Here is a 7262-nt window from a genome sequence, read left to right on the forward strand (position 1 = left end):
CAGAGTATTCAATTTTTCGTTAATTTTATCAAAAGGACGGAATGAAAAAAATGTATTATCTGCCGGGACTGATCAGCGCTGTATTAATTCCAGTGTTGCTCTGGTATTATGGCAGCCAGAGGATACAGCCACAGTATACTGTCATGGATTTAGGACTTCCTTCAAAAGAAACTTACAATCCGGGGAATACCTTTGAACCATATAGAAACTGGAATTATAAAAAAATTCTAGTAAAACCTAATACAGCCCTTCAAAATCAGCAATACTATGTTTCAGAATTAAAAAAACTTCAGGCAAGAAATAAAAAAGAAACAGGCATTGAGTTTATCATTGATGACGATAATAATTATCAGGATTTTATAGCTTTAATGGATGCTATGAAACTTGCAGGACAGGATAACTACGGGGTGGATATAGAAAAAACCAGTCATTTTTTTGCCCTCCATTTTTATAAAGATCCGAATGAAGTTGAAAAAAGGCATATAATGGATTGCGGGACAGGAGACGCTATTATTTTTTACAGAATGGATGATGATTATAAAGGACTGGAAAAATTTAAATACCTGCTTGAGTTACCTAAACAATCTTATTATATCATCTTTGGCTTCTTATTATTTCTGAATATTTCCATGTTCAGCATTAAAGAAAATCTTCAGATTCAAAGAAAAACACTCTTATGAAAAGGATCTATTACTTTCCGGGATTGATCAGTGCTGTATTAATTCCATTGCTATTTTGGTACTATGGAAACCGGAAGTTCAACGAAGTGAATTTTAATGTTATTGATATCTGGCTTCCCGCAAAAGCAAAAGAAGGAGAAAAAAGATCATTTTTAAGCTTTGAACCTTACAGAAACTGGAATTATAAAAAAATAAAAGTAGCTCCCAATACAGCAAAGGAAAACACCAAACTCTATGTTGCTGAAATCCAAAATCTACAAAAAAGGAATGAGAAAAATTCAGGCATTGAATTTATTCTGAATGACAGCAACACCTATAATGATCTTGTTGCATTACTGAATGACACAAAGCTGGCAGGACAGTTTACCTATACTCTTGACGCTGAGAAAACATGGCATTTTTTTGTTATTCATCATTATACTGATCCAAACATCCAGGTATTGGATGCTTCATCATTTACAAGATGTGGCACTGGACTGTTTGATGATTATAATCCTAATCCATGGTTAGGGGGATTTCAAACATTTGAATCTCAGCTTACCCAGCTTCCAAAGCAGTCATTTTATATCCTCTTCGGATTTTTATTTCTGGTGAATATGTCTATGCTTAGCATTAAAGAGAGATTTCAAATTTATTACTAAAAGGTCTTTTATTTTGAGGCCTGTCTTCGTTATTGATTACACAATAATTAAACCTTATAGGTTTTAGAAACCTATAAGATTTAATCAATAAAAACACAAACATCTGCGTCATCCGCAAAATCTGCGGGAGAAGTTTTTATATTTTAGTCTAGGCAAAAAAAGACCGCCTCACAGCGGTCTCTCCTTCATATTACTTTTTATCCAACAACGGAATATAATCTCCGTAACCTTTTTTCTCCATGTCAGCTTTTGGAACAAACTTCAGTGAAGCACTGTTGATGCAGTATCTAAGACCTCCTTTATCCGCAGGGCCGTCTGTGAAAACGTGACCAAGGTGAGCGTCACCGGTTTTACTTCTTACTTCCACTCTTACCATTCCGGCAGACTTGTCCATTTTCTCATCGATCAGTTTTTTGGTAATCGGTTTTGAAAAACTTGGCCATCCACAACCGGATTCAAACTTATCTGTAGAAATAAACAATGGTTCTCCAGTGGTAATATCTACATAGATTCCTTCACGCGTTTCGTCCCAGTATTCATTCTGGAAAGGTCTTTCCGTTGCATTTTCCTGAGTTACTTTATATTGTTCTGAGGTTAGCTTTTCTTTCAAAACTTTTTTATCCTGCTTCTCATATTTTGCTTTGGGAAGCGGATTGGCATTTTTAGCCATTTCAAAAAGGCCCGGCTCGATATGACAGTAACCTCCCGGATTTTTGCCAAGATAATCCTGATGATAATCTTCCGCTTTGTAGAAGTTTTTCAACGGAATTGTTTCTACTACAACCGGCTTGCTGAAATTCTTAGACAATTTCGCAACTTCCTCTTTTACAATAGCCTCTGTATTTTTATCTGTAGAATAAATCCCTGTTCTGTACTGATCTCCACGGTCATTTCCCTGTTGGTTTAAACTTGTAGGATCAATTGTTTTAAAATATAAATCAATCAGCAGTCTAAGATCCACCTGTTCAGGATCATATTTTACTTTTACCGTTTCAGCAAAACCTGTTGTATGACTTACCACCTGCTCATATGTCGGGTTTTTAACATTCCCGTTTGCATAGCCAACTTCAGTTCCTACAACTCCACGAATTTGTTGAAAAAAGTGTTCTGTTCCCCAGAAACATCCACCTGCAAAATAAACTTCTTTTACATTTTTACTGTCCATATTGGTCTCATTTTCTTTTTTAGTTTCAGTGGGTTTCATTTTTTTTGAATCTCCACAACTCATTGCAAATACCCCTATTCCCAGAATCATTCCGAGTAATATTAATATATTTTTCATTTTTATCTTTTTATTTGTATCCATTTTTTTTGAAATATCATTAATCCAAATCCTAAAAGCATTACATCTTTCAGAATAAAAAAATCTGTGACAGGAATTCCATCTACTATTTTCCAGACTCCGGGAGTGGTAAAAAGATAGCTCAGGGTTACCAGAAATGTCATGATCATCCCGATTCCGGCATACTTTCTTAGAGATGCAAATTTCACACTAAATATCAGTAATAATGCAATGATTATTTCTATCGCACCGATAGCATTTGACACCGTCTGAACGCCTGTTATTTTATATACGAAAAAAGTAAGGAAATGGTTTTCGACCAGAGGTTTAATGGCAGCAGCTTCTGTAGGAGTGAATTTAAATATGCCAATCCAGAGTAAAATAAGCGCAGCCCCGAAAAGCGAAATATAATATCCTGTTTTGTACGTCTGCGATTCTACGTTAAGTTGTGATGTTCCGTTCATGTCTTTAAGATTTTGAATGATACTTTATTATTTTCAAAAGTATAGTCGGAAGCATTTCAAAATCCTGACAGCATTTCTCCTAAAGATTTAATTTTTCTAAAACTTTATCTTTAACACCTTGAATATCAGAATTATTAATTTGGGTATTTTCTTTTTGAGACCGTTTCCGTTTTAAAATATCATCCAAAATTTTCAGTTTCTCTTCATAAGCTCTGCACCATTTACAGATTTTTATGTGCATGGAAAGCTGCCAGTCTTCCTTTCGGGAGATCGCTTTGGCATTCCTTTTTTCCATCAGCATTGTGGCTTTACTGCATGGCAGGAACAGAATATGAATAAATTTTCTCAACATTTTATGATATGGTTATAAGTTCGCAAACCAGTTGACCTCAAGACATTCCCTCAGCTGCATTCTGCTTCTCTGAAGAATCTTCCATAGATTGGTCGCAGAAATTTGCAATTCCTGACTCACTTCCGGTGCTTTTTTTTCCTGAAGATAATACATTTTCATCGGAATCTTCCATCTGGAGGGTAAATCCTCAATACAATCTTCAAGGGTTTTATTAAAATCTTTATTGTCCAAAAGCTCAGATTCTTTATCCGAAACATTCCAGTCATTCAAAACACCGTCATTCTTCCAGGAACCTGTCTCATCAAAAAAATGATCCAGCCTGATCTCCGGTTCTGATTTGTATTTTTTCCGGTAAAAGTCGGCAGCTTTTCTATTTAAAATAGCTGTCAGCCAGGTCAGCGGCTGGCTTTTCCCTTCAAAAGAGTCATAGGACGAATAGGCCGCTAAAAAGACCTCCTGCACCAGATCTTCTGCTTCCAATTTATCTGAAAGCAGGTAAGCAGCTCTTTTCAGAAGGGGCCCGGAATACTGTTCTACCCAGCTTTTCAGTGCTTCATTTTTCGTCATTTTTTATTCTTTAATATCATAAAAACTCATTTTATTGATTCCTCAGATCATTATATTCATGCTTCGAAATCATTAAAATTTATCAGGTCTTTATTTAATATTAAAACGAATATAAAAAGTTAAATGATAATATACAAAGTTTTATTACAACCGTTATTGCGAACTGCAGGTAAAGTCATCTCAAAATAATGTCTTAAATGAGATTGCTTCGTCGCTACGCTCTTCGCCATGACAATATGAAAAATCTTATTTACAATAAAATTGAATCATGCTAAAATTGACGTATTAATGATTTAAAATCCTGATTTTTTTTGCGCCTTATCCAGAATTGCATACTTCTTGAAATTCTTTGCGTCTTTGCGTTAATCCAGCAATATATAAACACGCCTATCCTATTCAAGAAGATACTCCGCCTTACACCATTCAAAACATAGTATAAAATTATTTACAAATCGCTTAAAAACATTAAATTTGCATCTTATCAAAAATTTGATAGTTTTAAAAGCAAAGCAATACTATGACATCACAAGAGATACGTCAAAAATTTTTAGATTATTTTAAAAGTAAAGACCACCTTATCGTTCCTTCAGCTCCTATTGTTCTGAAAGACGACCCTACCCTTATGTTTTCCAACTCAGGAATGACGCAGTTCAAAGATTTTTTCTTAGGCTACAAAACGCCTACGGCCCCAAGAATTGCCGATACACAGAAATGTCTGAGAGTTTCCGGAAAGCATAATGATCTGGATGATGTGGGAAGAGATACGTACCACCATACCATGTTTGAAATGTTGGGAAACTGGTCTTTTGGTGATTATTTCAAAAAAGATGCTATTGCTTTTGCCTGGGAATTACTGACTGAAGTATTCGGAATTCCAAAAGAAAACTTATATGTAACTATTTTCGAAGGAGATGCTTCTGAAAATCTTGAAAGAGATCAGGATGCCTACGATTTCTGGAAATCACATATTTCTGAAGACAGGATTATCAATGGAAACAAGAAAGATAACTTCTGGGAAATGGGAGAAAGCGGGCCGTGCGGACCATGTTCAGAAATCCACGTTGATCTGAGAACTCCTGAAGAAAAAGCTAAAGTTTCAGGACTTGACCTGGTAAACAATGACCATCCTCAGGTTGTGGAAGTATGGAACCTTGTTTTCATGGAATTCAACAGAAAGGCAGATAAAAGTTTAGAAAAACTTCCTCAGCAGCATGTGGATACAGGAATGGGCTTTGAGCGTCTGTGTATGGCACTTCAGGGTAAATCTTCCAACTATGACACAGACGTTTTCACTCCGCTTATTGCTAAAGTGGAAGAACTTTCAGGTAAAAAATACACAGGAATTTTAGAAGACGAAAAAGATATTGCCATCCGTGTTGTGGTAGACCACATCAGAGCAGTTGCTTTTGCGATTGCAGACGGACAGCTTCCTTCAAACGGCGGTGCAGGTTATGTGATCAGAAGAATTTTAAGAAGAGGAATTTCTTATTCTTATAGATTCTTAGGCATGAAAGAGCCTTTCCTTTATAAGCTTGTTGCCGTACTTCAGGAGCAAATGGGTACTTTCTTTCCTGAGATTGAAAAGCAGGGGAAACTGGTTTCTGAGGTAATAAAAAGTGAGGAAGATTCATTCTTAAAAACTATTGAAAACGGGCTGATCAGAGTTGAGAAATTAATTCAGCAGACCATTGCAGACGGTTCGAAAGTATTGCCAAGCGAAGAGGTTTTTGAATTATATGACACCTATGGTTTCCCGGATGATTTAACAAGAATTATCGCGGAGGAAAAAGGCCTTACCATTGACGAAGCTGGATTTAAAGCAGAAATGGGAAAACAGAAACTTCGTTCTAAAGCTGACTCTGCCCAGAAAGTTTACGATTGGGTCACTTTAGAAGAAAGAGACGAAAACTTTGTAGGATACGATCAGATTGAAGCTGAAACCTATATTACAAGATACAGAAAAGTAGAAAATAAGGACGGAAAATTTTACCAGGTTGTACTGAGCAGCTCTCCTTTCTATCCGGAAGGCGGTGGCCAGGTAGGCGACAAAGGCGTTCTGGAAAATGCCGTTGAAAGCTTTGAGGTTTTAGAAACTAAAAAAGAAAACGGACTTATCGTTTCTCTGATCAACGGTCTTCCAAAAGATGCCGGAGCTGTTTTTTATGCTAAAGTTGATGCAGCCGAAAGAAAAAATTCTCAGGCGAATCACTCGGTAACTCACCTTTTACATGAGGCATTAAGAGAGGTTTTAGGAACACATGTAGAGCAGAAAGGTTCTTACGTTGGTCCTGAATATCTCCGTTTTGACTTCTCTCATTTCAATAAAATGACGGAGGAAGAACTGGCCCTGGTGGAAGAAAAAGTAAACCGCAAGATCAAAGAAAGTATTGCTTTGCAGGAATTCAGAAGCATTCCTATTCAGGAGGCTTTGGATAAAGGAGCTATGGCTTTGTTCGGTGAAAAATATGGTGACAGTGTGAGAATGATCCAGTTCGGAAGTTCTAAGGAACTTTGCGGAGGAACTCACGTAAAAAATACAATCGAAATAGGACATTTCAAAATTACTTCCGAAGGTTCTGCGGCTGCAGGAATCAGAAGAATTGAAGCCATTTCAGGGGATAAATCTGAAGAATATTTCAAGAATCTGGAAAATCAGATTCACGAGCTTTCTCAATTACTAAAGTCTAAAGATGTTGTAAGATCTATTGAAAAACTGATTGAAGAAAATACATCTTTGAAATCTGAAGTGGAGGCTCTTAAAAAGGAAAAAGCAAAAGGCGAGATCGGCGAATGGAAAAGTGCTTACGAGCAGAAAGGCAACAAAAAGCTGCTCGTGAAGAAAACTTCTCTGGATGCAGGCTCTGTTAAAGATATTGTTTTTCAGTTGAAAAGAGAAATCCCGGCTTCAGTAACGATCATTCTTTCTGATGCGGATGGAAAACCGATGATCACTGTTGGAGTTTCTGACGATCTGGCAGCAGATTATCAGGCCGGAGCTATCGTAAAAGACCTGGCAAAAGAAATCCAGGGCGGTGGTGGCGGAAATCCAGGCTTTGCAACAGCTGGAGGCAAGAACCTTGACGGTTTGGAAAATGCTTACCAAAAAGCTTTGACTATTTAAGATTAATCCTTTGATCATAAAAACATTAGAAGAGGCTGTCTCAAAAGTGAGACAGTTCTTTTTTTATGCGCAAAAAAGGAAAGCTCAAAGCTTTCCCAGTTTTTGCAAATTGATTAATTTGCTGTGTGTTAAGTAAATCAAAAATAGTCTTTAAA

The 7262-nt window shown here is 36.7% G+C and carries 7 protein-coding genes; 3 read left to right on the forward strand and 4 right to left on the reverse strand.

Translation table 11 applies throughout. From position 1 onward, the window contains the following. Positions 1–41 precede the first annotated feature (41 nt). Together J4Q03_RS15560 and J4Q03_RS15565 are read left to right on the forward strand one after the other, a co-directional pair. Positions 42–680, forward strand: a complete 639-nt coding sequence (locus tag J4Q03_RS15560) for a hypothetical protein (protein ID WP_426049049.1) — start codon at positions 42–44, stop codon at positions 678–680. After that, a complete protein-coding gene (locus J4Q03_RS15565) occupies positions 677–1321 on the forward strand; it encodes a hypothetical protein (protein ID WP_426049050.1) in 645 nt (214 codons plus the stop codon). Before J4Q03_RS15560 ends, J4Q03_RS15565 begins: the two co-directional genes overlap by 4 nt. A gap of 190 nt (positions 1322–1511) precedes the next feature. Here the strand turns inward: J4Q03_RS15565 and msrB are convergent, their stop codons facing one another. The 4 genes from msrB to J4Q03_RS15585 form a co-directional block, all read right to left on the reverse strand. Next, the gene (gene msrB / locus J4Q03_RS15570) at positions 1512–2603 is read right to left on the reverse strand and encodes a peptide-methionine (R)-S-oxide reductase MsrB (protein ID WP_426049051.1); all 1092 of its coding nucleotides are present in this window, start codon (positions 2601–2603) and stop codon (positions 1512–1514) included. A gap of 2 nt (positions 2604–2605) precedes the next feature. Then, positions 2606–3067: a DUF417 family protein gene (locus tag J4Q03_RS15575; RefSeq protein WP_426049052.1), complete on the reverse strand. Its 462-nt coding sequence runs from the start codon at positions 3065–3067 to the stop codon at positions 2606–2608. A gap of 79 nt (positions 3068–3146) precedes the next feature. Further along, on the reverse strand, positions 3147–3419 hold the full coding sequence (locus J4Q03_RS15580) for a hypothetical protein (protein WP_426049053.1): 273 nt from the start codon (positions 3417–3419) through the stop codon (positions 3147–3149). Positions 3420–3431: 12 nt separating this feature from the next. Beyond that, positions 3432–3986 (reverse strand): sigma-70 family RNA polymerase sigma factor, encoded by a 555-nt coding sequence (locus J4Q03_RS15585; RefSeq protein ID WP_426049054.1) that lies wholly within the window; start codon positions 3984–3986, stop codon positions 3432–3434. Positions 3987–4503: 517 nt separating this feature from the next. Between J4Q03_RS15585 and alaS the strand changes: the two genes are divergently transcribed. Beyond that, the gene (gene alaS / locus J4Q03_RS15590) at positions 4504–7107 is read left to right on the forward strand and encodes an alanine--tRNA ligase (protein WP_426049055.1); all 2604 of its coding nucleotides are present in this window, start codon (positions 4504–4506) and stop codon (positions 7105–7107) included. Positions 7108–7262 lie beyond the last annotated feature (155 nt).

This window comes from Chryseobacterium sp. NFX27 (assembly GCF_049887855.1).
Classification (GTDB): Bacteria; Bacteroidota; Bacteroidia; order Flavobacteriales; family Weeksellaceae; genus Chryseobacterium.

Excerpts from the sequence above, each read along its gene's own strand:
- J4Q03_RS15560 (WP_426049049.1), top strand. The coding sequence starts at position 42 with ATGAAAAAAATGTATTATCTGCCGGGACTGATCAGCGCTGTATTAATT.
- J4Q03_RS15565 (WP_426049050.1), top strand. The coding sequence starts at position 677 with ATGAAAAGGATCTATTACTTTCCGGGATTGATCAGTGCTGTATTAATT.
- msrB (WP_426049051.1), bottom strand. The coding sequence starts at position 2,603 with ATGAAAAATATATTAATATTACTCGGAATGATTCTGGGAATAGGGGTA.
- J4Q03_RS15575 (WP_426049052.1), bottom strand. The coding sequence starts at position 3,067 with ATGAACGGAACATCACAACTTAACGTAGAATCGCAGACGTACAAAACA.
- J4Q03_RS15580 (WP_426049053.1), bottom strand. The coding sequence starts at position 3,419 with ATGTTGAGAAAATTTATTCATATTCTGTTCCTGCCATGCAGTAAAGCC.
- J4Q03_RS15585 (WP_426049054.1), bottom strand. The coding sequence starts at position 3,986 with ATGACGAAAAATGAAGCACTGAAAAGCTGGGTAGAACAGTATTCCGGG.
- alaS (WP_426049055.1), top strand. The coding sequence starts at position 4,504 with ATGACATCACAAGAGATACGTCAAAAATTTTTAGATTATTTTAAAAGT.